Here is a 23,398-nt window from a genome sequence, read left to right on the forward strand (position 1 = left end):
GCGCCCCTCTTCTCGCGCGCTGACCCGACGATCGCCGACTCCCCGGCAGACGCCCTCCTCCGCTTCCGTGACTCCACGGCCCGGCAGGGGCTCGGTGTCAGTGCACCCTCGCACTCGACAGGAGACACCCCATGTCACACCCCTCTTCCTCGCACGCCTCGGTCGTCCTCGACCGGCTCTCCTTCACCTGGCCGGACGGCACGGTCGCGCTCGACGGCGTCTCCGGAGCCTTCGGTGCCGGGCGCACGGGCCTCGTCGGCCGCAACGGCGCCGGCAAGTCCACCCTGCTCCGACTGATCGCCGGGGAACTCGACCCCACTTCCGGATCCCTCAACACCTCGGGCGAGGTCGCCTTCCTCCCCCAGCAGCTCACGCTCGACGTGGACCGCCGGGTGTCCGACCTGCTCGGAGTGACGGCGGCACTCGACGCCGTGCGCGCCATCACGGCGGGCGACGTCGACCCCGCGCACTTCGACGCGGTCGGCGACGACTGGGACATCGAGGCACGGGCGGAGGCCTCCCTCGCGGAGGCCGGGCTCGTCCCCGCGTTCCTCGACCGCACGGTCGGCGAGTTGTCCGGCGGGGAGGCCGTGCTCGTCGCGATCGCCGGGATCCGGCTGCGGCGGGCACCCATCACGCTCCTCGACGAGCCGACGAACAACCTCGATCGCGACGCCAGGGCCACCCTCGCCGCGATGGTGCAGTCGTGGAAGGGCACGCTCATCGTCGTGAGCCACGACCTCGCACTGCTCGAGCTCATGGACGACACCGCCGAGCTCTACGGACGGAACCTCTCGGTGTTCGGCGGGCCGTACTCCGAGTGGCGCGCGTGGCTGGATGCGGAACAGGACGCGGCGAAGCAGGCCGAGGTCGCCGCCGCCCAGGTGCTCCGCAAGGAGAAGCGGCAGCGGATCGAGGCCGAGGTCAAGCTCGCTCACCGGGCCCGCACCGCCAAGAAGGCCGAGGTCGAGAAGCGCGTTCCGAAGATCATCGCGCACGGTCGGAAGATGGCCGCCGAGGTGTCCGCAGGGAAGCTGCGCACCGAGGTCGGCGCGAAGGAGGACGCGGCACGTGCGGCACACGATGCGGCGGGACGGCGGGTGCGGTCCGACGCGTCGATGAAGATCGAGCTTCCGGACCCCGACGTGTCGCGGAGTCGGCGGATCGCCGAGCTGAGCGGGCCCGAGCGGTCGTGGGTGATCCAGGGTCCGGAACGCGTGGCCCTCGTCGGGCGCAACGGCGCCGGCAAGACGACCCTGCTGGAGCGGCTGGTCGACGGGGCCGTGCACAACTCAGGAGCAGAGGCGCCGGAACGTCCGAATCCGACGCCGGAGGCGGAGATCGGGCGCGATCTCCTGAGTTGTGAACGGCCGGAGCTCCGGGCGGAGGCGCTCACTGACCGGATCGGCTACCTCCCGCAGCGCGTCGACGGTCTCGACGAGCGCCTCTCCGTCTTCGCGAACGTCGCCGCCGCGGCACCGCAGGTCCCGGAGAAGGAGCTCCGCAACCGGCTCGCGCGGTTCCTCATCCGGGGCGGGACGGCCGACCGCCCGGTGTCCGCGCTGTCCGGCGGGGAGAGGTTCCGGGTCGCTCTGGCCCGGCTGCTCCTCACGGATCCGGCTCCGCACCTCGTCGTCCTCGACGAGCCGACGAACAACCTCGACCTCGACACGGTCGACCAGCTCGTCGAGGCGCTGCGGGCCTACCGCGGCGCGGTGCTCGTGGTGAGTCACGACGACGCCTTCCTCGACCGGCTCGACCTCGACCTCACGCTCGAGATCGACGCGGACGGCGTGCTGCAGGAGGTCGTCTGACCTCGTCATCCATTCCGTCTGCACGACCCTTGTCCGCCTGCACGACCGGAACCACGGTTCGGTCGTGCGGGCGGGACCGGGTCGTGCGGGCGGGAGAGCCGGGTGTCAAGGTCCGAGCCGGATGTCGGTGGGGTCGGGAATGATGGAGGCATGAGCGACGTGCTCGACCGCTTCACCCCGGCCACACAGGACTGGTTCCGGGGTGCCTTCACCGCACCCACACCGGCCCAGGCGGGCGCGTGGGAGGCGGTCTCCGCCGGCAAGCATGCCCTCGTCGTGGCGCCGACAGGATCCGGCAAGACGCTGTCGGCGTTCCTCTGGGCCATCGACAGCGTGTTCCGCGAGCGCGCCGACGCGCCGGAGGAGCCGAAGAAGGACGGGTCCCGGACGCGGATCCTCTACATCTCCCCGCTCAAGGCCCTCGGCGTGGACGTGGAGCGCAACCTGCGTTCGCCGCTCATCGGCATCGGGCAGTCCGCCCGGCGGCTCGGCCTCACCGCCCCCGGCATCACGGTGGGCGTCCGCTCGGGCGACACGACATCGAGCGATCGGCGCAAGCTCGTGTCCGATCCGCCCGACATCCTCATCACCACGCCCGAGTCGCTGTACCTGATGCTCACGAGCAGGGCGGGCGAGACGCTGCGCGACGTGCACACCGTCATCATCGACGAGGTGCACGCCGTCGCCGCCACCAAGCGCGGCGCGCACCTCGCGGTGAGCCTGGAGCGCCTCGACGCCCTCCGTCGCTCCCACGGTGCGGAGACCGCAGCGCAGCGGATCGGCCTGTCCGCCACCGTGCGCCCCATCGACGAGGTGGCGCGCTTCCTCGGCGGCGGTGATCCGGTCGAGATCGTCGCCCCGCCGGCATCGAAGACCTTCGAACTCGGTGTCGTCGTGCCGATGGACGACATGACCAACCCGCCGCCGCCACCCGGGGCCCCGCCGGAGGCGCCGGGCATCGACGCGGAGTACACCGAGGTCACCGGGTCGGTGTGGCCGCACGTCGAGGAGGCGATCGTCGACCGCATCCTCCAGAACAACTCGACCATCGTCTTCGCGAACTCCCGCCGCCTCGCCGAACGGCTGACCGGACGGTTGAACGAGATCTACGCGGAGCGGATCGGGGTCGCGCTTCCGGAGCCGACCGTGCCCGCTGCGATGATGGCGCAGGCCGGGACCACCGCGGGCGCCGATCCCGTGCTCGCCAAGGCCCACCACGGCTCGGTGTCGAAAGAGCAGCGTGCGCAGGTCGAGGAGGAGCTGAAGTCGGGCGTGCTCCGGTGCGTCGTCGCCACGAGCAGCTTGGAGCTCGGCATCGACATGGGTGCCGTCGACCTCGTGATCCAGGTGGAGGCGCCGCCGTCCGCGGCCTCCGGACTCCAGCGCGTGGGTCGCGCCGGGCATCAGGTCGGCGAGATCAGCCGCGCGGCCCTGTTCCCCAAGCACCGCGGCGACGTGCTGCACACCGCGATCGTGACGGAGCGGATGCTGGCGGGGAAGATCGAGGCGATCCAGGTGCCGCGGAATCCGCTCGACATCCTCGCCCAGCAGACCGTCGCGGCCAGCGCCCTCGGCGCCATCAGCGTCGAGGAGTGGTTCGAGACCGTCCGCCGTTCCGCCCCCTTCCAGTCACTCCCCCGTTCCGCCTACGAGGCCACGCTCGACCTGCTGGCCGGCCGTTTCCCCTCCGACGAGTTCGCCGAGCTGCGGCCGCGACTCGTCTGGGATCGCGATGCCGGCACGCTCACCGGCCGCCCGGGCGCACAGCGGATCGCGGTCACCAGCGGCGGCACCATCCCCGACCGCGGGCTCTTCGGCGTCTTCGTGGCGGGCGAGTCCACGGGCGCCCGAGTGGGCGAGCTCGACGAGGAGATGGTCTACGAGTCCCGCGTCGGCGACGTGTTCACCCTGGGGACCACGAGCTGGCGCATCGCCGAGATCACCCACGACCGGGTCAACGTCATCCCCGCCTACGGCCAGCCGGGAAAGGTCCCGTTCTGGCACGGCGACGGCATCGGGCGTCCGTTCGAGCTGGGCGAGGCACTGGGGGCGTTCTCCCGCGAGGTGTCCGCGGCGAAGCCGGAGAAGGCGGAGCAGCGCCTCATCGCCGCCGGACTCGATGAGCAGGCGCGCGCGAACCTCCTCGCCCACCTCTCCGAGCAGCGGGAGGCCACGGGCACCCTGCCGACGGACCGCACGCTGACCGTCGAGCGCGGACACGACGAGGTCGGCGACTGGCGCGTCATCCTCCATTCCCCGTACGGCATGAAGGTGCATGCGCCGTGGGCGCTGGCGATCAACGCACGGGTGCGAGAGCGCCTCGGCGTCGAGGGCTCCGCGGTGGCGAGCGACGACGGCATCATCGTCCGCATCCCCGACGCCGAGTCGGAACCGCCCGGCGCGGAGCTGTTCGTCTTCGATCCGGATGAGCTCGAACAGCTCGTCACGCAGGAGGTCGGCGGCTCGGCGCTCTTCGCCTCGCGGTTCCGCGAGTGCGCCGCGCGGGCCCTGCTCATGCCGCGCACGAACCCCAACCGCCGGACGCCGCTGTGGCAGCAGCGCCAGCGCTCGGCGCAACTCCTCGAGGTCGCACGCCGGCATCCCACCTTCCCCGTCATCCTGGAGACCCTGCGCGAGGTGCTGCAGGACGTCTACGATCTGCCGTCGCTGCGCAAGCTCGCGACGAGCATCGCCGACCGCCGCATCCGCCTCGTCGAGACGCAGCCGGGGCAGCCGTCGCCCTTCGCGCGCGACCTCCTCTTCGGCTATGTCGGGGCGTTCATGTACGAGGGCGACTCACCGCTCGCGGAACGCCGCGCCGCCGCTCTCTCCGTCGACCCGGCGCTGCTGGGCGAGCTGCTGGGCACGGTCGAGCTGCGCGAGCTCCTCGACCCCGACGTCATCGCCCAGTTCGAGCGCGAGGCCCAGCGGCTCGATCCGGAACGCCGGGCGCGCGGCCTGGAGGGCGTCGCCGACCTGCTCCGACTGCTCGGCCCGCTCGATGCCGACGAGGTCGCCGCGCGCCTCGATCCCGACTCCACCGCCGGGGCGACCGCGGCGGCACTGCTCGACGACCTCGTGACCGCGCGACGTGCCATCCCGGTCACGATCGCCGGGGTGTCCAGGGTCGCCGCGATCGAAGATGCAGGGCGCCTGCGGGATGCGCTCGGGGCGGCCCTGCCGACCGGCATCCCCGTCGCGTTCCTCGAGCCCCTGGCGGATCCCCTCGGCGACCTCGTGGCCCGTCACGCCCGCACCCACGGCCCCTTCACGACCACGGCCGTCGCCGAGCGGTTCGGCCTCGGCGCCGCCGTCGCCCGGCACACCCTGCAGCGCCTGGAGACGAACGGCCGCCTCACGAGCGGGTACTTCCTCCCCACCGCGGCCGGCAGCGGCGACGACCTCGAGTGGTGCGACACCGAAGTCCTGCGGCGGCTGCGGATGCGGTCGCTCGCGGCGATCCGCGGGTCCGTCGAACCCGTCTCGCCCGAGGCGTACGCGCGATTCCTTCCGGACTGGCAGCATCTCGGTCGCCCCCTGGAGGGCATCGACGGCGTGCTCACGGTGATCGAGCAGTTCGCCGGCGTCCCGATCCCGGCCAGCGCCTGGGAGTCGCTCGTCCTGCCATCGCGGGTGCACGACTACACCCCGGCGATGCTCGACGAGCTCACGGCCGCGGGCGAGGTGATCTGGTCCGGACACGGCACGCTCCCCGGGCGCGACGGGTGGGTCTCGCTGCACCCCGCCGATCTCGCCCCGTTCACGCTGCCCGATCCGGACGCGGAGATCGCCGCGGAGTCGCTGGAAGCGCGCCTCCTCGCGGCCCTCGCGGCGGGCGGCGCCTACTTCGCGGCGCAGCTCAAGGAGATGACCGGCGCCGAGAACGAGCAGTCCGTGCTGGAGGCGCTGTGGTCTCTGACCTGGTCGGGGCATGTGACGAACGACACGTTCGCGCCGATCCGCTCGCTGCTGACCGGCGGCTCCCAGGCCCATAAGGTCAAGCGCCGTGCTCCGCGTGCGCGCACCTATCGCGGCATGTCCCTCACGCGCACGGCTCCTCGACCGACCTCGATCGGCGGACGCTGGTCGTTGCTCCCCGAGGTCGAGACCGACCCGGCGCGCCGCGCGACCGTCACCGCCGGCCTGCTCCTCGACCGGTATGGCGTCGTCACCCGCGGGGCCGTGCAGTCGGAGGGCGTGCCAGGCGGGTTCGCGCAGGCGTACCGTGTGCTGGCCGGGTTCGAGGAGGCGGGGCACTGCCGCCGCGGCTACGTGATCGAGAAGCTCGGCGCCGCACAGTTCGCGGCATCGGCCACGGTCGACCGTCTGCGGACCTACGCCGGTCTCGCCGATCCGCCGCCGCGGACGGCCGTCACCCTGGCGGCCACCGACCCCGCGAACCCCTACGGCGCGGCGCTCGGGTGGCCGAAGCTTGAGGGCGTCTCGCATCGCCCGGGGCGCAAGGCCGGCGGGCTCGTGGTGCTCGTCGACGGCGCGCTCGTTCTGTCGCTCGAGCGCGGCGGACGGACCGTGCTGTGCTTCACGGACGACGAGGAGGTGCTGCAGGCCGCCGCCGCCGACCTCGCGACGACAGCCAGGGACCGCCGCCTCGACACCCTGACCGTCGAGAAGGTGAACGGCGAGGGGGTGTACGGCACGATCCTCGGGCGGGCTCTGCAGGAGGCGGGCTTCGTGCAGACGCCGCGCGGCTTCACCCTCCGCAAGGCCGTCTGACCCGGCCTCACCACGACCACCGCCGATCCACCCCTACCCTGGAGCCATGATCCGAGAGTTCGCCGCCGGCGTCCGCACCCTGTTCCGCGGGTTCGGCGTGTGGCGCACCCGTCCGGGGCTGATGGCGCTCGGACTCGTCCCCGCGATCATCGCGCTCGTCCTCCTCGCCGCCGTCCTCGTGCCGCTGATCCTGTCGATGCCCTCGCTGGCAGCCTGGCTCACCCCGTTCGCCGACGGCTGGGTAGAGCCCTGGCGCGGCGTCCTGCGGACCGCGGTCGGCCTCGTCGTCGTCGCCGCCGCACTCGCTCTGGCCAGCTCCGTGTTCAGCGCTCTCACCCTCACGATCGGCGACCCGTTCTACCAGCGCATCTGGCACGCCGTCGAGAAGGACCTCGGCGACCCGCCTCCTGCGGATGGCGGCAGCTTCTGGACGACCGTCGGCGAGGGCCTCCGGCTCGTCGTGCTCGGCATCCTGATCGCGCTCCTCGTGCTCCTCATCGGTCTGGTGCCCGGCGTCGGCGGTGTCCTCGGAGCGGTCTCCGGTGTCGTCCTCACGGGCCGCCTGCTGGCGCGGGAGCTGACCGGTCGCGCCTTCGACGCCCGTGACCTCAGCCCCGCCGCCCGGGCCGCGCTGTTCTCCGGCAGTCGCGCCCGCGTGCTGGGCTTCGGCGTCGCGACCCAGCTGTGCTTCCTGATCCCCGGGGGTGCCGTCGCCGTGATGCCGGCCGCGGTCGCGGGGAGCACGATGCTGGCGCGAGACATGCAGGCCCGCACCCCACTCGCCGCCGTCCAGCCGACGGCGAGTGCGGCCGTGCCGCACGACCGCACACCCGGGATCGCCTGATGCCCGAGGGCGATACCGTCTTCCGCACCGCACGCCGCCTGGACGAGGCCCTCGCCGGCGGGCAGGTCACGCGCTTCGACCTCCGCGTTCCGCGCTTCGCGACCCTCGATCTGACCGGCCAGCGGGTGCAGGGCGCCGTCCCCCGCGGGAAGCACCTGCTGCTGCGGATCGGCGAGAGCACGCTCCATTCGCATCTGCGCATGGACGGTGCGTGGTTCGTGTACCGGCCCGGTGAGAAGTGGCGGCATCCCGCGTTCAAGGTGCGGGCGATCGTCGGCACGGCCGAACGCGAGGCCGTGGGCGTGGACATCGCCGAAGTCGAGGTCGTCCCCACCCGCGACGAGGACGACCTCGTCGGCTACCTCGGCCCCGACCCGCTCGCGGCCGACTGGGACCCGATCGAGGCCGCACGGCGGCTCGGCACCGACACCCGGGCCATCCACGTCGCCCTGCTCGATCAGCGCAACGTCGCGGGGTTCGGCAACGAGTACGCGGCAGAACTCCTGTTCCTCCGGGGAATCCTGCCGACCACGCCGACTCCCGAGGTCGACGTGGCCGCCCTCCTCGACCTGGGCGTGCGGACCATCCGCGCGAACCGTGACCGCCGCAACCGCACCTTCACCGGCATCGACCGCCCGGGACAGTCCACGTGGGTCTACGGACGCGCCGGACGCCCCTGCCGACGCTGCGGAACGCTCATCCGTCGCGGGGAGCTGGGGGCGGATCCGACCCGTGAGCGGATCACGTTCTGGTGCCCTCGGTGCCAGCGCTGAGCGGTATCCATCCGCGGGAATGAATCTCCCCCTCCCGTGGTTGTTGATATATCCGGAGAACTCCGGAGCACGGGAGGAATCGTGGGCAAGAACTACGTCGACATCGAGAACGACCACGGAGCGACGCTGCGGTACCGCAAGCACGCCAACGGTCGCGGTCTCGTCGCGCATGGCGCCAAGGTGCATCCGAAGGCGCACATCGAGGCGGGGGCCTACATCGAACCGGGAGCACGCGTCGGAGCGGGGGCCATCGTCGCCCGCGGTGCGTGGGTGGACGAGGACGCCGTGATCGGCGAGGGCGCGTACATCGACGCCCACGCGCACGTCGGCCAGGGCGCGGCGGTCGGCGACCACGCGCACGTCGGGGTCCGCACCGACATCGGGGCCGGGGCCCGCATCGTGCGGGGCGCCCGCATCGGCGACGACGAAACGGTCGCGGCGGGGCTCACCGTCGCCACCGATCAGAAGGGTCTCTGGCTGGCGGCCTGACCGCTCTCAGAGCAGGCGCCGCTCCGACGCCCACGCGGTGAGCTCGTGGCGGGAGGAGAGCTGCAGCTTGCGCAGCACCGACGACACGTGCGTCTCGACGGTCTTGATCGAGATGAAGAGGGCGGTGGCGACCTCCTTGTACGCGTAGCCGCGGGCGATCAACCGCATCACCTCCTGCTCGCGCGAGGAGAGGCGGTCGAGTTCGTCCGTCGCGGTGGCGGTCTCGCCGGCGACGGCGCCGAACGCGTCGAGCACGAAACCGGCGAGCCGCGGCGAGAACACCGCGTCCCCCTCGGCGACGGCGTGCACGGCGGCGCTCACCTCGCCGCCTGACGAGCCCTTCGTGATGTAGCCACGCGCCCCGGCCCGGATGACCCGCACGACATCGGCCGCGGCATCGGAGACGCTGAGGGCCAGGAAGCGCGTGGTCGTCGGTCCCGTCCCTCGGATCACGGCTTCCCCGCCGGTCGCGTCGTCACCCTCGCCGCCCGGAAGGTGCACATCGAGGAGCACCACGTCGGGCGCCGTCTCCGCGATCACGGCGATCGCCGTGGGCACGTCTGCGGCCTCCCCCACGACCTCCACGCTCGCATCGAGGTCGGCCCGCAGGCCTGAGCGGAAGATGGAGTGGTCGTCGACGATCACGACGCGGAGACGGTCAGCCACGGGGCTCCTGTCGGCCGGCGCCCCGCTCCGGGGACGAGACGGTGGGCAGGCGCAGATGCACCTCGGTACCGGCGTCGTCGCTGCGCACCGAACCCGTGCCACCCGCGCGACGCAGGCGCCCGATGATCGACTCCCGCACACCGAGGCGATCGCCGGGCACGTCGGCGAGCCGGAACCCGGGACCGCGATCCCGGATGAACACGTCGACCCCGTCGATGCGCCCCTCGATGTACACCGAGATCTCGCCGCCGGCGTGCCGGGCGGCGTTCAGCATCGCCTCCCGGGCTGCGGCCGCCAGCTCGCCGCTCGCCCGCTCCGCAGACAGCCCGGCCGAGACCACGTCGATCCGGACCGGGTGGTCGATCTCCAGCGCCGCTGCGTAGTCGCGCAGGTCGGTCGGCAGGTCGCTGTCCGCCGGGGCGTCCCCGTCGTAGAGCCACGCGCGCAGCTCCCGCTCCTGCGCCCGGGCCAGCCGTGCCGCCTCGCTCGATGCCCCGGCCCGGTTCTGGATGAGGGCGAGCGTCTGCAGCACCGAGTCGTGCAGGTGGGCGGCCATCACGCTGCGCTGCTCCTCCCGGATGCGGCGCACCCGCTCTCCGGCCAGCTCCCGCCAGCGCGGAATGAGGGCCGAAGCCACCACCGCGACCAGCCCGGTCAGCGGGAGCAGCACGAGCACGACGCCCGAGCGGGCGATCGGCCACGAGAGGAGCAGGAGGACCACGAGGCCGAGGATGAGCACCGCGAGGATGCGGACGGTGGTGGTGTGCCGGGGGCCGCGCGCCGTGTCTGTGCGATCGATGAGCGTCGCCCACAGCCCGGAGGCGGTCGCGCACAGCGTGGTCCCGCCGACCACCACGGCCGCCGTCCCCGGAGGGATCGAGCCGTTCAGCCAGTCGCTGCCCCCGCGCCACACCACGATGACGAGGGCGCCGACGGCCGCGGGGACCAGCAGGAGCCAGGCGACCGGGAGGCGACGCGTCGGCGCCGTCGTCCCCTCCGTCCACGGCATGAAGGTCCAGCACCAGGCGTACAGGAGCACGCCCGCACCCCCGCAGAGCGTCAGGGCGACGAACAGCGCCCGCACCAGGCCCACGTGCACTCCGAGGTGCCGCGCGAGCCCGGCGCTCACTCCGGTCACGAGAGCGTCGCGGTCGCGGGTCAGCGCCGGACGCACGGTCGCCGGCGCGGGGCCGGGGAGCGTGGAGACGGCGGAGGACATACCGTCATCCAATCATCCTGTCCCCCGCTCGGGGTCCTCCCCGGCGCGGAATCAGGGTGCGCTCAGGGGATCCCCCCATGGCCTCACGGCGCCGGCGACCGCGAGGATCGACTCATGACGATTCCGACCGCTCCGCCGCCGCCCGCCGAGCCCGCCCCGTCGACGCCGGACACCCCTCGCGCACCGCGCGGCGCCGACCGCTTCCTGCTGTGGGTCGCCGGCCTCGGCGTCGTCCGCACCGACGGGTGGCTCGGCGGCGTGGCCGCGGGCATCGCGATCCGGCTGCGCATCGATCCGCTGATCGTGCGCGGGGTCCTCGTCGTCGCGGCCCTCTTCGGTCTTCCGGCCCTGTTCCTGTACGCCCTCGCCTGGGCCGTGCTGCCGGACGTCGACGGCCGCGTGCACCTGCGCGATCTGCTGCAGCGCCGGTACGACCCCGTGCAGCTCGGCATCCTCGCCCTCGCCGTGATCGGCCTCTTCCCGACGGCCCCGCTCACCGGGCGCCTGTTCGGACTCGGCTACGACGGCTGGTCGGCACTGTCGACCTTCACCTGGGTGGTCGGGCTCGTGCTCGCCGCCGCCTTGCTCTTCCTCATCGTGCGTGCCGCGCGCCGCACCCCGGGCGCTTCCGCGCCGGATCTGCCGGGGGCTTCCGCAGATCCGGCGGCCCCGGCCGCGTCCGCCCCCCTCGCGGGTTCGGGTCCCGCCACGGGGGCGGACGCCACTCCTCCCCCGGCGGCGGACGCGCCTCCCCCGCTTCCGCTCGCCGACGCCGTCGGGCACGACGTCCTCGCCATCCCCGCGCCTCCGGCCCCCCTGCCACCCGGCACGCAGGACCCCGCCGCGCTGGAAGCCTGGCGCGCCCAGCACGCCGCCTGGAAGGAGCAGGATCAGGCGTGGCGCCGTCAGCAGCAGGATGCGGAGCGCGCCGCACGCGACCAGCTCCGCCGGGAGCGTCAGGCCGAAGCCGCCGTGTTCGCCGCCGAGGCCGCGGAGCGCCGACGCCTTCGCCGCGCATCGAACCCGCGAGCCGGCTTCCCGTTCGTCATGACCGCCCTCGGCCTCGCCATCGTCGTCGGCGCCGGGGTGGGACTCGCCGTCGGAGAACCCGTCGGTGGGGCGCTGGGGCTGTTGTCCGGCGCACTGGTCCTGGCCCTGGCGATGATCACGGCCGGAGCCCTCCGTCGCCGCAGCGGCGCCCTGGCCTTCCTCACCGTGCTGACGCTGGCCGCGGGTCTCCTCACGGGCTTCCTGTCCACGATGCCCGGTCTCACCCTCGGGTACGCCTCGCTCACGAACAACCAGGAGGCGCACGTTCGACAGCCGTTCGGTGATCTGTACCTGCAGCTCCACCCGCACGACGGCGGCCCTCGCCCCATCGAGATCGAGAAGGGGTCGGGGCGGACCGAGATCTTCGTGGCTGCAGGCGTGCAGCTGCAGCTCCGCGGCACCGTCGGCGACGACGTGGAGGTGAGCTGGCTCCGCGTCGATCCGGACGATCCGATGGTCATGGACACCGGCGTCATCTCGACCCGGCCACGGGGCGAGGAGAACGTCCTCACCGCGAACATCTCCGCCGAGGAGGGCAGCCCCTCCACGATCCAGCCCGTGACCATCGACCAGTCGAGCGGCGTCATCGTCGTGACCCTGCAGGAGCCCGAGGAGGGCCAGGAATGAGCACCGAGACCATCACCGCACCACGGGTGCGCTGGGCATCCATCATCTGGGGCACGACCTTCGCCGCGATCGCCGCGGGGGCGCTGTGGTTCCTCGGCGACGCGGATCGCCGCGCCGCGCTGGCCGACGGCGTGGGGACGATGACTCCCGCCACCCTGCTCACGATCGTGCTCCTCACCGCGGGAGCTCTGTTCCTCGTGGGCGGTGTCACCGGGCTGGTCCGCCGGACTCAGCGGAACTCCCCCGCCGAGGACTCGGAGGACCCCGAGTAGCCTGGATCCCATGGCGCACCAGGGACGACGACCCGCGAAGGGCTCCGGCAAGGGCTCACCCGCCCACCGGGGCCGTGCCGCGGGCGGCGGCTCACGCCAGGGGAAGCCGGCTCCGCGCCGCTCGCCCCGCGCCGAGAAGGTCGTGTTCGACGCTCCGACCGCCGCACCCGAGGAGCCGCGGACGTTCCGCCTCGGCGCCGTGCCCGGAGCGACGCCGGGCAAGTGGATCGACACGTGGAAGCGGCGCCTGCCCCACGTGGCCCTCGAGCTCGTCGCGATCGAGGTCGCCGCGCAGCGAGAGGCGCTCGACGATCTCGACGCCGCCCTCGTGCGCCTCCCGCTGGACGACGACGCCCTGCACGTCATCCCGCTGTACGACGAGGTCCCCGTCGTCGTGGCCTCGACCGATTCGCACCTGCTCGCGGCGGACGAGCTGACGACCGCCGACCTCGACGGCGAGGTGCTGCACTCCCTGTCCGACGACGTGCTCGGGCCGGTGGAGGTGCCGGGCACCATCCCTGCACGCGTCGGACCCCTGTCGACCGCCGACGCGATCGCCACGGCGGCGACCGGTGTGGGCGTCGTCCTCGTCCCGATGTCACTGGCCCGACTGCACCACCGGAAGGACGCCGACTATCGGGTCCTCGCCGACGGCCCGGTCTCGACCGTGGCCCTCGCCTGGCCGCGCGACCGAACCACGCCTGACGTCGAGACCTTCGTCGGGATCGTCCGAGGACGCACCGCGAACTCGTCCCGCTGAGCCGTCGGGCCGGGACGCTCCCCCTCGTTAGACTCGCCTGATGGCCTCGCTTCTCTACGTCTGCGTGCGACCCGAGACCGGGGCGGCGGATGCCGAGCACGCTTCGTTCCGGCGGGCCCTCGGGGTCGACGTGGTCGATCGTCTCGACCTGCTCCACGAGCCGCTGACCGCGGCCCACCTGGATCGCTACCGCGGCGTCGTCATCGGCGGTTCGCCGTTCAACGTCACGGACGTCGAGAAGACCCCGGTGCAGCGGCGCGTGGAGGCCGATCTGGAGACGCTCGCCCGCGCCGCACGGGAACAGCGGATCGCCGCCTTCTTCACGTGCTTCAGCATCGGGGTGCTCACCCGCCTCCTCGGCGGCGAGGTCGTGACGACCATGCCGGAGGCGGCGAGCGCGACCGTCATCGACACGACGCCGGAGGGCGCCGTCGATCCCGTGTTCGGCCCGTCCGGTCCGGCACTCACCGTCTTCACCGCGCACAAGGAGAGCGCCGCCTCGACTCCGCCGGGAGCCGTGCTGCTCGCCACCAACGCGACCTGCCCCGTGCAGGCCTACCGGGTGGGGACGCACCTGTACGCCGCGCAGTTCCATCCCGAGCCGACGCCGCGCGACTTCGCCGACCGCATGACGTTCTACCGCACGACGGGGTACTTCGATCCGGCCCAGTTCGACGCGGTGCAGCAGGAGGTCCTCGCGGCCTCGGTCACCGAGGGTGCCGCCCTGCTCCGCCGCTTCGCCGAGCTGTTCGGCTGAATTCAGGTCGGCGCGTCGCCGCGGAGCAGCGGGACGCGCTCGCGCAGGTAGGCGTCCAGCGGCATGAAACCACCCGCCTGACTCCAGCGCACCGACGGCACGCCGTCGATGAGCGCGAGCGGACCGGAGGAGCCTCCGGCATCCACCGCGTCGACGTCGATCACGCTCCACCCGACGTGCACGACATCCCCCTCATGGAAGCCGCCCCGGAGCGCGAGGGCCCGGCGCTCGGCCCGTGCCCGCGCCGACTCGGCGGTGTATCCCCGACGCCCCGGGTCCGCCGCGCGGAGCACCTCCGCCGTCGCCAGGGCATGCGTGTCGGTGAGCAGGATGACGCCGAGGTGCCAGGCCTCGCCGACACGGACGATCCGCCGCCCGCGCCAGCGCGAGTCCTTCTCCTCGCCGAGGCCCTCGCGGGGTGCGCCGGCGAGCTCCTGCACGGCCTGGGTCAGCAGGGCGGAGGCGGTGGTCACAGCTCCCCCAGCGTGGTCTGGTCGGCGAGGCGCGGGCCCGCGACCTGCGCACGATCGCCCCGCAGCGTCATCCCGATCAGCGGGTACAGGAGCACCGACAGCATGCCCGCCCCGACGAGCGCGGCCGCGGTCCCCGAGTCGAGCATGTCCTGGTCCACGCCGATCGCGGTGACCGCGACGATGATCGGCAGCCCGGTGGCCGCGAGCAGGCCGAGGGCGGCACGGTCGCGTCCGCTCGCGCCCGCCGGGGCGGACAGCTGGGCGGCCGATCCGCGGATCACCAGGAGCGCCAGCAGGAACACCGGCACCAGGGACATCGCCGAGGGAGACGTCAGCAGCGCCTGCAGGTCGAAGGTCACGCCCGTGTAGAGGAAGAACACCGGGACGAGGAAGCCGAACGCGAGCCCCTCGATCTTGCTCTCGACCTCGGCCGCGTCCTTCTCGGGTGCCCGCGCCATGATGATGCGCCAGATGGCCCCCGCGACGAAGGCGCCGAGGAGCATGTCCAGGTCGAGCATCACGCTGAGGCCGACGAGGGCCGCGATGAGGAGGATCACGAAGCGCACCCCGAACTGGTCGGAGGTGTGGAGGGTCGCGCGCACGATGCCGTGCAGGCGCCCGTGCGGCACCCGGTGCGCGACGAGGACGGCGAGCCCCGCCAGCACGACGAAAGTCAGCAGCACCGCCGTGGCCAGGGGTGTCGTCCGGGTGCTCAGGAAGATCGAGATCGCGATCAGCGGCAGGAACTCCCCCACGGCGCCGATCGTGCTGATGGCACGGCCGAACGGGGTGTCCAGCTCCTTCGCATCGCGCAGGATCGGCATCAGCGTGCCGAGGGCGGTCGAGCTCAACGCGATCCCGATGACGACCATGCCCTCCCCCGGGGCGAAGAAGAAGCCGAGTCCGATGCCCAGCACCACGCTGAGCAGCCAGCCCAGCGACGCCCGCGCGAGCGGCTTGCCCGCCACCTGGCGGAAGTCGATCTCGGAGCCCGCGACGAAGAACAGCACGGCCAGGCCGAAGTCGCTGAGCTTCTCCAGGAGGGGCCCTGGCTCCACCCAGCCGAGCACGGCAGGACCGACGAGGATGCCGAGGACGAGCTCGAACACGACGATCGGCACCCGGACGAGCGGACGGACGCCGCGTGCGAGAAGCGGTGCGGCCACCGCCAGCAGCGGGATCAGCACCAGTCCGACGTCGCTCGCATCCACGGTCTCAGGGTAGCGACGCCGCGGGCGATTCGCTCCCCGCCCGCGCGACACGGCAGAATCGATGCACACCCCGAGGAGCAGCCATGACCCAGCCCGATACCGCCCGACTGCTGATCGCCTGCGACGACCAGCCCGGCATCGTCGCCGCGGTCGCCGGCGTGCTCGCCCGGCACGGGGCGAACATCATCTCGCTCGACCAGCACTCGACCGACTCCGAGGGTGGCCGATTCTTCCAGCGGACGGTCATCCACCTCGACGGCCTGTCCGCCGCGCGCCCCGCCCTGGAGGCCGACATCGCGGCGGTCGCGGAGCGCTTCGGCATGGAGTGGTCGCTGCACGACGTCGCCCGGCGCAAGCGCGTGGCGATCTTCGTCTCGAAGTACGACCACTGCCTCATGGAGCTGCTCTGGCGCACGCAGCGGGGGCAGCTCGACATCGACATCACCATGGTCGTCTCGAACCACCCCGACCTCGCCGAGGCGGTCCGCTCCTTCGGAGTGCCGTTCGTGCACATCCCCTCGACGGACAAGCAGGCGATGGAGGAGCGTCAGCTCGACCTCCTCCGCGGCAACGTCGATCTCGTCGTGCTCGCCCGGTACATGCAGATCCTCAGCGACGACTTCATCACGCGCCTCGAAGCCCCGGTCATCAACATCCACCACTCGTTCCTGCCCGCCTTCATCGGCGCGAACCCCTACGCCAGGGCGAAGGAGCGCGGCGTGAAGCTGATCGGTGCCACGGCGCACTACGCCACAGCCGACCTCGACGAGGGGCCGATCATCGAGCAGGACGTCACGCGGGTCACGCACTCCGAGTCCGCGGCCGAGCTGCAGAGCCGGGGCGCCGACGTCGAGCGTCTGGTGCTCGCCCGTGCCGTGCAGTGGCATGCCGAGGACCGCGTGATCGTGCACGGCCGCTCGACCGTCATCCTCTAGCGCACCGGCCGCTCAGCGGTCGGCGTTCCTCACCGGCCGGGGACTCCGGCGGCGAGCTCTGCGAAGACCTCGGCGGCGGTCGTCCCGCGCGCGAGCGGGGCGGCCTGCCCCATCCACAGCGACTGCAGCTCGCCGAGATTCTGCTCTCCTGCCGCCGCGCGGAAGCGTCCGGTGAGCCAGTTCTGCATCGGGAACGGGGCGATCGTGCCGCTCGCCTCGATCGCCCGCACCGCGCGATTGCGGGCTCCGCGGGCGAGGCGTCCGCTCATCGCCTTCGTCAGCACGGTCTCGTCGGCGGCAGTGGTCCGGATGGCGTCGCGGTGCGCTGCGGTCGCGGCGGACTCGGCGGTCGCGAGGAACGCCGTCCCCACCTGCACGCCGGAGGCACCGAGGGCGAAGGCCGCAGCGACCCCACGGCGGTCGGCGATCCCGCCGGCGGCGATGACCGGCACGTCGACGGCGTCCACGACCTGGGGCACGAGCGCGATGGTGCCGACGAGCGACTCGGTCGCGGGGCGCAGGAACGACACGCGGTGCCCGGCCGCCTCGGCTCCGGACGCGACGACGGCATCGACACCGGCTTCGGCGAGCGCGACCGCTTCGGCGACCGTGGTGGCGGTGCCGACGACCCGGATGCCGCGGTCGCGGGCCTCGGCGACGACGGCGGGCGACGGCACCCCGAACACCACGCTCAGCACGGCGGGGGCGACCTCCCAGACCGCGTCGAGCTGCTCGTCGAGGTCGGGCATGTAGCGCTCGGGGCGTGCCGGCACCGGAACCCCGACGGCCTCGTAGAACGGCTCCAGCGCCTGCGCGAAGACCGTGTGCTGCGGGTTCGGCACGGCCTCGTCACCCAGGGGCAGCCAGATGTTCAGCGCGAAGGGGCGGTCGGTGGCGCGGTGCAGCTCGGCCCCGACCTCCCGGATCCGGTCCCCGTCGTAGCCGTAGAGACCGTAGGATCCGAGCCCGCCGGCCGCGCTCACCGCCGCCGTCAGCTCCACCGACGAGGTCCCCCCGAACGCCCCCAGCACGATCGGATTCTCCACTCCCAGAAGTTCTTCTGTCGCCATACCCCGACGGTACGCCTTCGAATCGCCTGAATGGCTCCATCGGCGGCCCGGATACAGCGATTCAGGCGATTCGAACGGGGTAAGCTCGCGGCATGAGCGAGTGGTTCGGGCAGATGCTCGGCTTCGTCGCGGCCGCGATCGGCCTTGTGACGATGCCGGATGCCGCCGCGCTCGGGCTCGCGATCGCGCTGCTCGCCGTCACCGTCCTCACGCTCGCGCTCGTGCTGAGCGTGCGCCACCAGGCCTCCGCCGATGCCCCGCACCCGCTGCGGGCGATCGATGTCGGAACGCTCCTCCCGCAGAGCGATCCGGATGCCGCCGGGCACCCTCGTCCGCGAGCGCCGGGAGTCGCGACCGCCGCGTAGTCCGTCCGACCGGGACCGCGCGGCCTTCGCCGACCCTTCCCGACCTCATCGAACGGACCTTCCCGTGGACATCTTCGCCTTCCCTCCGCTCGCCGCGCTCCTGGACGCCGCCTACGGTGCCTTGAACGGCCTCTCCACCCTTCTCGAACCCCTCGCCGGCCCCTCCGCCGCCGCCCTCGCCGTGGTCCTGGTGACCCTCCTCGTGCGCGCCCTCCTCATCCCTGTCGGCATCTCCCAGGCCCGAGCCGAGCAGACCAGAGCCCGCCTCGCCCCGAAACTGCGCGCGCTGCAGCAGCGCCACCGGAAGAACCCGGAGCGCCTGCAGCAGGAGATGATGGCGCTTTACCGGGCCGAGAACACCTCGCCCTTCGCGGGGATGCTGCCCGTGCTGGCGCAGGCACCCGTCGTCGGGCTGCTGTACACCCTGTTCCTGCGACCGGAGATCGCCGGACACCCGAACGAGTTGCTCACCCACGACCTCTTCGGTGCCCCGCTCGGCACGAGCCTGGTGTCGGCCCTGTTCGGCGGCACCGCGACCCCGGCGACGTTCGCGGTCTTCGGCGTGCTGCTGGCCGTGATGATCGCCGTCGCCGAGGTCACCCGGCGGGTGTTCCGGCCGGTCCCCGTCGAAGGCGACGACTCCCCGCTCAGCTCCCCCGGCATGCTGCGGATGATGTCGGCGCTGCACTATCTCACCGCGGTGTTCGCGGCCTTCGTCCCCCTGGCCGCCGCGCTCTATCTCACGGTCACGGTGGTGTGGACCCTCGTGCAGCGGGTGATCCTGCGCCGCCGCTACCCGCTGCCGCAGCCGGCCGTCGTCCGGGCGTGAGAGCCGCTCGGCCGGAGGGGTCAGTCCGGAAGCGGGATCGGAGCGGTGAACGGTCCCGCGGCACCGTCGCCCCTCCGGTCGCGGCGCACGCCGAGAGTGGTCCCGACGCTCGCCGCGATCACGAGCGCCACCGCGAGCAGCCGCAGCGGCGTGGCGTCCTGTCCGAGGATGAGCCACCCGGCGAGGGTCGCGAACGCCGGCTCGAGGCTCAGCAGCACCCCGAACACCCGCTGCGGCAGCCGTCGGAGCGCCGCGAGCTCGAAGCTGTACGGGATGACGGACGAGAGCACCGCGGTGACCGCCGCGAGCAGGAGGAGCTGCGGGTCCAGCGCCACGGTGGCCGCCGCGGGCACACCCACGGGGATGAGGAGCACGGCCGCGACGACGAGCCCCATCGCGAGCCCACTGCTGCCGGGGATGAGGGCGCCGACGCGCGCGCTCATCCTGATGTACATGACCCAGAATCCGGCCGCGATGAGGATGAAGACCACGCCGAGCGGGTCGAGGGGCTCGGCGCCGACGAGGCCGTCCAGGCCGAGCAGCGCCATGCCGAGCAGGGCCACCCCCACCCACACCGCATCCCGGAGACGACGGGTCAGCACGGCGGCGAGCACGAGCGGCCCGAGGAATTCGATCGCCACCGCGGGTCCCAGAGGGATGCGGTCGATGGCGGCGTAGAAGAATCCGTTCATCGCGGCCAGCGACACCCCGAACAGCACGGCGGCGAGCCACTGCGACCGGGTCCAGGCGCGGGGCCGCGGTCGCACGATGACGACCAGCAGCAGCGCGGCGATCGCGACGCGGAGCGATGTCACGCCCCACGGCCCGAGGACGGGGAAGAGCTGCGCGGCGACGGCGGCGCCGAACGGCAGGGAGAGGCAGGATCCGATGACGAGGGCGACGCCCACGAGGGGTCCGGATGTCGCGGGTCTCTGCACCAGACAAGCTTAGGCGGCGGGGTCCTGCCTCCCCGCCGCCTGCGCCCTCCTCACGCGGATCAGAGCGGCTTGCCGCCCGTCACTGCGAGGACTGCTCCGGACACGTACGACGACTCCGCCGAGGCGAGGTACACGTAAGCTCCGGCGAGTTCCGCGGGCTGGCCGGCGCGCCCCAGCGGCGTGTCCTGCCCGAACGTCTCCAGGCGCTCCGGCCCCCATCCGGTCGCGGGGATCAGCGGCGTCCAGATCGGACCGGGCGCGACGGCGTTGACGCGCACGCCCCGCGGCCCCGCCTCCTCCGCGAGCGCCTTGACGAACGCGACCTGCGCCGCCTTCGTCATGGCGTAGTCGATGAGCCCCGGCGACGGCTGCGCGGACTGCACCGACGACGTGACGATGATGCTCGACCCGGGCTCGAGATCGGGGAAGGCGGCCCGTGCCGAGAAGACGAGACCGGCGAGGTTCGTGTCGAACACGCGACGCATCTTCTCGGTGTCCAGGTTCTCGAAGCCGTCGATGTCGTGCTGGTAGGCCGCGTTGAGGACGAGCACGTCGAGTCCGCCGAGTTCGCGGCGCGCGCGGTGCACGGCGTCGGTCGCGAAGGCCTCCTCGCGGACGTCGCCGGGGATGCTGACACCGGTGCGACCGGCCTCGCGGACGAGCGCGAGCGTCTCCTCCGCATCCTCCTGCTCCTCGGGCATGTGCACGATGGCCACGTCGGCGCCCTCGCGGGCGAAGGCGATCGCGACGGCACGCCCGATCCCCGAGTCGCCGCCGGTGATGAGGGCACGCCGCCCCTCGAGCCGCCCGTGGCCGACGTAGGACTGCTCGCCGTGGTCGGGCTCCGGGGTGGTCTTCTCGGTGAGGCCCGGCTGGTCCTGGCTCTGCGCCGGGAACCCGTCCTCGTGGTGCGCGTGTCGGGGGTCGGTGAGGCCGCCGTCGCGGGTGGTGTCGGTCATTTCCGCTCCTCCTGTCATGGGGCTGACGATCAGGTCGTGATCGAGCCTCGCGGCTTCGGAGGGCGGACGGCAGGGGGTTGACAGCCCCGGGCGGTCTCCGGGAAACCGGCCTCAGCCGGCGGAGGGGGCGTCGCCGTGCGGGGGCTCAGCGTTCTCGGCGGGCTCGGGAACCAGGTAGAGCCCGGTGGGAGCGTTGGCGGTGAAGGCGAGCGCCTCGATCCAGGCCCGGTTGACGGCGGGCTGCCGGCTGCCGAAGTACTTGAAGACGAGCGAGCTGCCCGGCTGGATCCAGACGGTGGTCCGGCCGCCGCCCACGCTGGCGTCCTCACGCCAGCTGAACGGGAACGGCTCGCCGCGGCGCAGCTTGGCCGTGATCACGAGCTGCAGGTGCGTGAGCGCCCGATCCTCGATCTCGGTCTTCACGCTGCCTTCGTAGATGAACTTGCCCATCGGGTGATGCTCCTCGGTCGGGTGGTCCTCAGCCCGGCGGACACTGCCGGGATCGGCCTATGGGTAGAGGGTAAGCCCTCGGACGGGGCGCGCGGCAAATCGGCCTCGAAGGGCGACGTGGGCGTCGAAGTCAAGGCCCTGCGCACGATCCGCGCGGGGGTTAGCCTCGAATCATCGACACCCGAGGAGGGCACCGCCATGACTGAACGCCACATCGACGACCGTCCCGAGGAGGGCTACACGCCCGGCACCACCCACGCCGAGCGCGGCGCGGGCAACCCGCGACTGCGCGTGCGGCGCGACGACGAGCGCACGGAGTTCGCGCTCGACATGGAGGAGGTGCGCATCGGTTCCGCCGCAGGGAACGAGCTGCGCCTCGCCGACACCGAGCCCGTGCACGCGACGGTCGTGCACGACGACCGTGACGAGTACGTGGTGACCCTGCACGCCGACGGCGAGATGAACTCCAACCCCGACGCGGACGCCACCCACCCCGGCGAGCGCACCGAGACGCTGCGCACCGGATCCCGCTTCACGGTGGGCCCGTGGGAGCTGGTGTTCGCCCGCGAGGAGTTCGCCGACCACGGCCGGCCCTTCGGCGGACGCCTCGGTGGCGAGTTCTCCGACCAGCCGCTGCAGGAGGCGCGTCCGGGCTACGACGCCGACGACGAGCGGCTCTCGCAGGCCGACGTCAACGACGAGCTCTCTCAATCGGACTCCAAGGCCGACTGATGGTGCGGGGTGCCGACGGGCTTGGACTCCGCTGACCCCCGCTGCCGGAGGTAGATCGCGAACGCGACCATCGTCCCGACCGCGAGGAACTCGGACTGCCAGTTCTGCAGCGTCCGGTCCCAGAAGTCCGAGCTGGTCACGTAGTCGGCCCAGGTGATCGCGGCGACGCCGTGCATCGCGTTCTCCTCGTTCATGACGACCGTGCCGGCGAGCGACTGCGCGAACCAGGACAGCACGAACACCGCCCCCATCACGATCAGCAGCGAGTTGCCGAACACGGCGGCTCGCCATCCGCCCGCCCGGGCCCACCGCGGCGAATCCGGGCGGGCGTGCGGGCCGACGAGCTGATCCGCATCGCTGCCCGGCCCCTCATCGCCGGGCTTCTTCGACTCCGGCGATCCCTTCTGCACGAACCAGATCGTCGCAGCGATGAAGAGGAAGAACTGCAGGAACTCCGACTGCCAGTTCTCGGCGACGTCGACGGCGAAGTCGGACGACCAGAGGAAGTCCCCGAAGCCGATCGCCCGCTGCCCGTGGTCGAGGAGCTCCTCGTTGTTGCGGAGGTAGCCCGCGAGCGCCTGGCCCCCGAGCGCGAGCGCGAACAGCGCGAGGAAGAAGAGGCTGAGGGCGTGGTCCTTGATCCGCGAGCGCATCGTCATCGCCCTCCCAGCGGTAGGCCGATCATCACGGCGAGACCGACGCCGATGATCCCCGCCCAGATCCAGAAGACTGCCCGCATTCCCGCGGTGTCGCGCGCATCCTCCGCCATGTCCGCCTCCTTCGTCGGTGTGACCACGGTCCGACGATGGCGCGCAGGATGAGTGCCCTCCAGGGGCTTGACGCGGCCACGGTTGTCAATCCCCTCCATCAGGGCTCCGCGGCACCCGTAGCCTGGCGGAACCGATGAGAGGAGCGCCCGATGACCGCACCGAACGAGACCCCCGACCTCGAACGCCTCGGCGAGCTCGCCCGCAGCCGAGGCCTGCGCGTGAGCGTGGCCGAGTCGCTCACGTCCGGACGCCTCGCGAACACGATCGGCGCCGGCGAGGGGGCCTCCGGCTGGTTCGCCGGCGGCATCGTCGCGTACTTCACGGAGGTGAAGGAGCGGGTGCTGGGGCTGACCCCGGGGACGGACCCCACCTCCGCGGCCTGCGCCGAGCAGCTCGCCGCGGGAGCGCGGGAGCTCTTCGACGCCGACATCTGCGTCTCCACCACCGGCGTGGGCGGGCCGGGTCCGGAGGGCGGTCACCCCGCGGGCACGGTCTACCTGGGCTGGGCGACCGCCGACGACGCGGGGCACCGGAGGCTGGCGCTGACCGGCGATCCGGACGAGATCCTGTCGGCGAGCGTCGACGCCGCGGTGCGACTGCTCGCCTTCCACGCCGAGGGGCTGCACCCTGCGGGGCCCCGGCGCACCGGGTCCGACTGAGA

General features: G+C 72.6%; 23 protein-coding genes. 14 read left to right on the forward strand and 9 right to left on the reverse strand.

Annotation, left to right across the window (positions count from 1 at the left end):
* Positions 1–131: 131 nt before the first annotated feature.
* The 5 genes from AC3B5L_RS14150 to AC3B5L_RS14170 all read left to right on the forward strand — a co-directional run bounded on the left by AC3B5L_RS14150 (position 132) and on the right by AC3B5L_RS14170 (position 8,654).
* Complete coding sequence (locus AC3B5L_RS14150) at positions 132–1,814, forward strand: ABC-F family ATP-binding cassette domain-containing protein (protein WP_268776641.1); 1,683 nt, start codon at positions 132–134, stop codon at positions 1,812–1,814.
* Between the two features lie 150 nt (positions 1,815–1,964).
* The gene (locus AC3B5L_RS14155) at positions 1,965–6,548 is read left to right on the forward strand and encodes an ATP-dependent helicase (RefSeq protein WP_268776640.1); all 4,584 of its coding nucleotides are present in this window, start codon (positions 1,965–1,967) and stop codon (positions 6,546–6,548) included.
* 46 nt (positions 6,549–6,594) lie between these two features.
* Positions 6,595–7,392, forward strand: a complete 798-nt coding sequence (locus AC3B5L_RS14160) for an EI24 domain-containing protein (RefSeq protein WP_187662316.1) — start codon at positions 6,595–6,597, stop codon at positions 7,390–7,392.
* On the forward strand, positions 7,392–8,165 hold the full coding sequence (locus tag AC3B5L_RS14165; RefSeq protein WP_187662317.1) for an Fpg/Nei family DNA glycosylase: 774 nt from the start codon (positions 7,392–7,394) through the stop codon (positions 8,163–8,165). Before AC3B5L_RS14160 ends, AC3B5L_RS14165 begins: the two co-directional genes overlap by 1 nt.
* Positions 8,166–8,246: 81 nt before the next feature.
* The gene (locus AC3B5L_RS14170) at positions 8,247–8,654 is read left to right on the forward strand and encodes a DapH/DapD/GlmU-related protein (protein WP_025102471.1); all 408 of its coding nucleotides are present in this window, start codon (positions 8,247–8,249) and stop codon (positions 8,652–8,654) included.
* Between the two features lie 6 nt (positions 8,655–8,660).
* Here the strand turns inward: AC3B5L_RS14170 and AC3B5L_RS14175 are convergent, their stop codons facing one another.
* Together AC3B5L_RS14175 and AC3B5L_RS14180 are read right to left on the reverse strand one after the other, a co-directional pair.
* Positions 8,661–9,320, reverse strand: a complete 660-nt coding sequence (locus tag AC3B5L_RS14175) for a LuxR C-terminal-related transcriptional regulator (protein WP_187662318.1) — start codon at positions 9,318–9,320, stop codon at positions 8,661–8,663.
* On the reverse strand, positions 9,313–10,539 hold the full coding sequence (locus AC3B5L_RS14180) for an ATP-binding protein (RefSeq protein WP_259954322.1): 1,227 nt from the start codon (positions 10,537–10,539) through the stop codon (positions 9,313–9,315). The genes AC3B5L_RS14175 and AC3B5L_RS14180 overlap by 8 nt, the downstream gene beginning before the upstream one ends.
* A 114-nt stretch (positions 10,540–10,653) precedes the next feature.
* Between AC3B5L_RS14180 and AC3B5L_RS14185 the strand changes: the two genes are divergently transcribed.
* The 4 genes from AC3B5L_RS14185 to AC3B5L_RS14200 are packed head-to-tail and all read left to right on the forward strand — an operon-like array spanning position 10,654 to position 14,005.
* Positions 10,654–12,216, forward strand: a complete 1,563-nt coding sequence (locus AC3B5L_RS14185; RefSeq protein WP_259954321.1) for a PspC domain-containing protein — start codon at positions 10,654–10,656, stop codon at positions 12,214–12,216.
* Positions 12,213–12,488 carry a hypothetical protein gene (locus AC3B5L_RS14190; RefSeq protein ID WP_259954320.1) on the forward strand — a complete coding sequence of 92 codons (276 nt, stop codon included), beginning with the start codon at positions 12,213–12,215 and terminating at the stop codon, positions 12,486–12,488. Before AC3B5L_RS14185 ends, AC3B5L_RS14190 begins: the two co-directional genes overlap by 4 nt.
* 10 nt (positions 12,489–12,498) lie before the next feature.
* A complete protein-coding gene (locus AC3B5L_RS14195; RefSeq protein ID WP_259954319.1) occupies positions 12,499–13,248 on the forward strand; it encodes a substrate-binding domain-containing protein in 750 nt (249 codons plus the stop codon).
* A gap of 40 nt (positions 13,249–13,288) precedes the next feature.
* Positions 13,289–14,005 carry a glutamine amidotransferase-related protein gene (locus AC3B5L_RS14200; RefSeq protein WP_259954318.1) on the forward strand — a complete coding sequence of 239 codons (717 nt, stop codon included), beginning with the start codon at positions 13,289–13,291 and terminating at the stop codon, positions 14,003–14,005.
* A 2-nt stretch (positions 14,006–14,007) separates the two neighbouring features.
* Here AC3B5L_RS14200 and AC3B5L_RS14205 read toward each other — a convergent pair whose 3' ends face one another.
* A complete protein-coding gene (locus AC3B5L_RS14205; RefSeq protein WP_259954317.1) occupies positions 14,008–14,478 on the reverse strand; it encodes a glutaminase in 471 nt (156 codons plus the stop codon).
* Positions 14,475–15,689 (reverse strand): cation:proton antiporter, encoded by a 1,215-nt coding sequence (locus AC3B5L_RS14210; protein WP_259954315.1) that lies wholly within the window; start codon positions 15,687–15,689, stop codon positions 14,475–14,477. The genes AC3B5L_RS14205 and AC3B5L_RS14210 overlap by 4 nt, the downstream gene beginning before the upstream one ends.
* An 83-nt stretch (positions 15,690–15,772) precedes the next feature.
* On the opposite strand from AC3B5L_RS14210, the gene purU reads away from it, so the two are divergent.
* Entirely contained in the window at positions 15,773–16,624 is an 852-nt protein-coding gene (gene purU / locus AC3B5L_RS14215; RefSeq protein ID WP_187662325.1) for a formyltetrahydrofolate deformylase, read from the forward strand.
* Positions 16,625–16,653: 29 nt separating this feature from the next.
* Here the strand turns inward: purU and AC3B5L_RS14220 are convergent, their stop codons facing one another.
* Positions 16,654–17,694 (reverse strand): NAD(P)H-dependent flavin oxidoreductase, encoded by a 1,041-nt coding sequence (locus AC3B5L_RS14220; RefSeq protein WP_187662326.1) that lies wholly within the window; start codon positions 17,692–17,694, stop codon positions 16,654–16,656.
* Positions 17,695–17,786: 92 nt separating this feature from the next.
* Between AC3B5L_RS14220 and AC3B5L_RS14225 the strand changes: the two genes are divergently transcribed.
* Together AC3B5L_RS14225 and AC3B5L_RS14230 are read left to right on the forward strand one after the other, a co-directional pair.
* Positions 17,787–18,059: a DUF6412 domain-containing protein gene (locus AC3B5L_RS14225; protein WP_085606466.1), complete on the forward strand. Its 273-nt coding sequence runs from the start codon at positions 17,787–17,789 to the stop codon at positions 18,057–18,059.
* A 64-nt stretch (positions 18,060–18,123) separates the two neighbouring features.
* Entirely contained in the window at positions 18,124–18,888 is a 765-nt protein-coding gene (locus tag AC3B5L_RS14230) for a YidC/Oxa1 family membrane protein insertase (RefSeq protein ID WP_259954310.1), read from the forward strand.
* Positions 18,889–18,908: 20 nt separating this feature from the next.
* Here AC3B5L_RS14230 and AC3B5L_RS14235 read toward each other — a convergent pair whose 3' ends face one another.
* The 3 genes from AC3B5L_RS14235 to AC3B5L_RS14245 all read right to left on the reverse strand — a co-directional run bounded on the left by AC3B5L_RS14235 (position 18,909) and on the right by AC3B5L_RS14245 (position 21,235).
* Complete coding sequence (locus AC3B5L_RS14235; RefSeq protein WP_259954308.1) at positions 18,909–19,826, reverse strand: EamA family transporter; 918 nt, start codon at positions 19,824–19,826, stop codon at positions 18,909–18,911.
* Between the two features lie 59 nt (positions 19,827–19,885).
* Positions 19,886–20,785, reverse strand: a complete 900-nt coding sequence (locus AC3B5L_RS14240) for an SDR family oxidoreductase (protein WP_259954306.1) — start codon at positions 20,783–20,785, stop codon at positions 19,886–19,888.
* Positions 20,786–20,896: 111 nt separating this feature from the next.
* Positions 20,897–21,235, reverse strand: a complete 339-nt coding sequence (locus AC3B5L_RS14245) for a DUF7882 family protein (RefSeq protein ID WP_187662330.1) — start codon at positions 21,233–21,235, stop codon at positions 20,897–20,899.
* A gap of 198 nt (positions 21,236–21,433) precedes the next feature.
* Here AC3B5L_RS14245 and AC3B5L_RS14250 point away from each other — a divergent pair, with 198 nt between their 5' ends.
* A complete protein-coding gene (locus AC3B5L_RS14250) occupies positions 21,434–21,967 on the forward strand; it encodes an FHA domain-containing protein (protein ID WP_259954304.1) in 534 nt (177 codons plus the stop codon).
* On the opposite strand, the gene AC3B5L_RS14255 is transcribed toward AC3B5L_RS14250, so the two are convergent.
* On the reverse strand, positions 21,943–22,620 hold the full coding sequence (locus AC3B5L_RS14255; RefSeq protein WP_259954344.1) for a DUF6766 family protein: 678 nt from the start codon (positions 22,618–22,620) through the stop codon (positions 21,943–21,945). The genes AC3B5L_RS14250 and AC3B5L_RS14255 overlap by 25 nt on opposite strands.
* A gap of 266 nt (positions 22,621–22,886) precedes the next feature.
* Between AC3B5L_RS14255 and AC3B5L_RS14260 the strand changes: the two genes are divergently transcribed.
* Complete coding sequence (locus tag AC3B5L_RS14260) at positions 22,887–23,396, forward strand: CinA family protein (RefSeq protein ID WP_259954303.1); 510 nt, start codon at positions 22,887–22,889, stop codon at positions 23,394–23,396.
* Positions 23,397–23,398 lie beyond the last annotated feature (2 nt).

Source organism: Microbacterium sp. C-MGS6, from assembly GCF_058140415.1.